Source organism: Oleiphilus sp. HI0128 (assembly GCF_001635365.1).
The window spans coordinates 1-2493 of record NZ_LWGG01001068.1 but is presented as its reverse complement, the minus strand read 5'-3'; the positions used below and the strand labels follow the sequence as shown (position 1 = coordinate 2493).

2 protein-coding genes are annotated in these 2493 nt (G+C 44.8%); both read right to left on the bottom strand.

Features of this window, described 5'->3' with window-relative positions; all coding sequences use genetic code 11:
- The coding region (locus A3763_RS18245; protein WP_082880506.1) for a 2,4-dienoyl-CoA reductase FMN-binding domain-containing protein at positions 1-1601 on the bottom strand (1601 nt) is incomplete at its 3' end.
- 120 nt (positions 1602-1721) lie between these two features.
- Complete coding sequence (locus tag A3763_RS18240; protein ID WP_068514756.1) at positions 1722-2309, bottom strand: heme-binding beta-barrel domain-containing protein; 588 nt, start codon at positions 2307-2309, stop codon at positions 1722-1724.
- Positions 2310-2493: the final 184 nt, after the last annotated feature.

The window sequence follows — 2493 nt, the reverse complement described above, 5'->3', positions numbered from 1 at the left end:
TACCACTGCTGCTTTTCGGCCTCTGGCGTTTCTCCGTGCTTATGAACTAGGAACTCACCAACATCAAAACCAATACCGCCTGCACCAATTATGGCTACTTTCTCACCAACAGGCTTTTTATCACGCAAAACATCCAGATAACTCATAACCTTTTGATGTTCAACACCAGGAATTGGAGGCGTTCGAGGAGAAATACCCGTGGCGACAATCACCTCATCAAACCCCTCTTTGATGAGGTCTTCGGCTTCAACCCAAGTATTCAAACGAAGGTCAACGCCATACTTTTCAATCATCTTACCGAAGTAGCGCATGGTCTCATTAAAGTCATCTTTGCCCGGCACTTGCTTGGCAATGTTAAACTGCCCGCCAATCTTGTCGCTTGCATCAAACAAACTCACCTGATGACCCCGCTCAGCCAATACCGTTGAAGCAGACATGCCTGCTGGCCCCGCACCGATAACCGCAACTCGCTTCTTGTCCTGAGTCGGCAAATATTTCAACTCAGTTTCATGACAAGCTCGAGGATTCACCAAGCACGACGCCCTTTTCATCTGAAAAGTGTGATCCAAACATGCCTGATTACATGCAATACAAGTATTGATTTCATCGCCTTTGCCCGCCTCGGCTTTCGATACGAAGAAAGGGTCAGCCAGTAAAGGGCGTGCCATAGAGACTAAATCTGCCTCACCCTTTTCGATAATATCTTCTGCAATCTCAGGCGTATTAATTCTGTTACTAGCACACACAGGAATTGAAACTGTCTTACGAAGCTTTTCTGTCGCAAAACTAAATGCAGCACGCGGCACAGAGGTAACAATTGTCGGGATACGCGCTTCGTGCCAACCAATACCAGTGTTAATAATGGTAGCACCAGCTGCTTCAATCTCTTTAGCCAAGACCTCAATTTCATCCCAACTCTGACCGCCGTCAACTAAGTCCATCAACGACATTCGGTAAACGATAATAAATTTCTCGCCAACCGCCTCACGTACACGACGTACTGTTTCGATAGCAAAGCGCATGCGGTTTTCTGCAGAGCCGCCCCATTTATCAGTTCGTGTATTGACTCGTTCAGCCAAGAATTGGTTAATCAAATAACCTTCTGATGCCATGATCTCAATACCATCATAATTAGCAAACTGTGCCATCTTGGCCGCATTAGCATAGTCATTGATGGTTGACTCAATTTGCTTCGAGCTTAGCTTACTCGGTTTAAAAGGCGTGATCGGGGATTTTTTATTTGTTGCTGAAACACTGTAAGGCGTATAGCCATAACGACCAGCGTGCAAAAGCTGCATACATATCTTGCCGCCTTCGTTATGTACTGCAGAGGTAACGCGACGATGCAATAAAGCCGTTAGTTTATTATCCATTCTAGAGCCCAAAGGCAAAAGCTCACCACGGCGGTTTGGAGAGAAACCGCCCGTAATCATCAGGCCCACCCCACCCCGAGCTCTTTCAGCAAAGAAAGCCGCCAGCTTATCGATATGATAAAAACGGTCTTCCAAGCCCGTGTGCATAGAACCCATAATGACGCGGTTCTTTAGAGTCGTAAAACCAAGATCGAGAGGGGCTAGCAAGTTAGGATAATGGGGATTCATAAGGAGCCTCGGCAGAAAAATTTTGTGCAAGTCTAAAGCGTTTTAGGCCAATTTGAAACTCCCTTCTTAAGGAGTTTCGCGGGCATGGAGTAATACTTGATACGGTAGAAAGTGATCAGATTAAGATATCTTGGTTAGGGTATTTTCATCGGTATGTTCGAAGCCACTCTCACCATAGATATCAACCACAGTTGTTTGCTGATAATGCAAGCGATCCCCCTCCACTTCCAATGTTTGACTGAAGGACTTGGTATTTGCTTTTTCCCTCATAAACGCCGCTTCAGTAATGCCCCAGGTATCGCTGCCATTTTCTGCTTCAACAAAAATAATCATCTTATTATTGATGTATTCAACTGTACCGCCAGCGAGCAGAGAGACACGACGAGGAATCGTAAAGCCATTACAAATGGTTTGGCTCTCAGCATCCCAAGTCCAGTAGCCTAGCTGATGATGAATTAGCTTGTCATCGCGCTTGCGACGAACTATTTGTTCGTACTGAACAATGCCCAAGTCTTGCTCTTCAGCATTACTCACATCACCCACGAGTTTGAATTCCAAGGTTTCATAGAAGGCGTTTTCTTCAACACCGTCGGGCTCCGGTGCAATGTCCATCCCTGTTTCACCTTGCCACTTTCCCAGCAACAGCGCTAAGGGCCCTACAAGCTTGGCATCTAAAACTTTGTTATCAATTGCTTTGAATTCTGACATAGCTACCTCGAATCTATTTTTCTATTAATAGGATAATGCTTTTTTCATTGTCGTTTTTAAAGCGCTTTAGAGAAATTTTAGTGCTGCCAAGCTAAATAAAGACTCTGAAATTGATTTAGATCTAAGCCATCTCTACTTCTCAGGGTTCTGAGCGCTTTATGCTTAAATATCAGTAAGACTAATA

What these genes read in the sequence shown, in the direction of transcription:
- A3763_RS18240 (WP_068514756.1), bottom strand. Translation starts at nt 2,309, where the DNA reads ATGTCAGAATTCAAAGCAATTGATAACAAAGTTTTAGATGCCAAGCTT.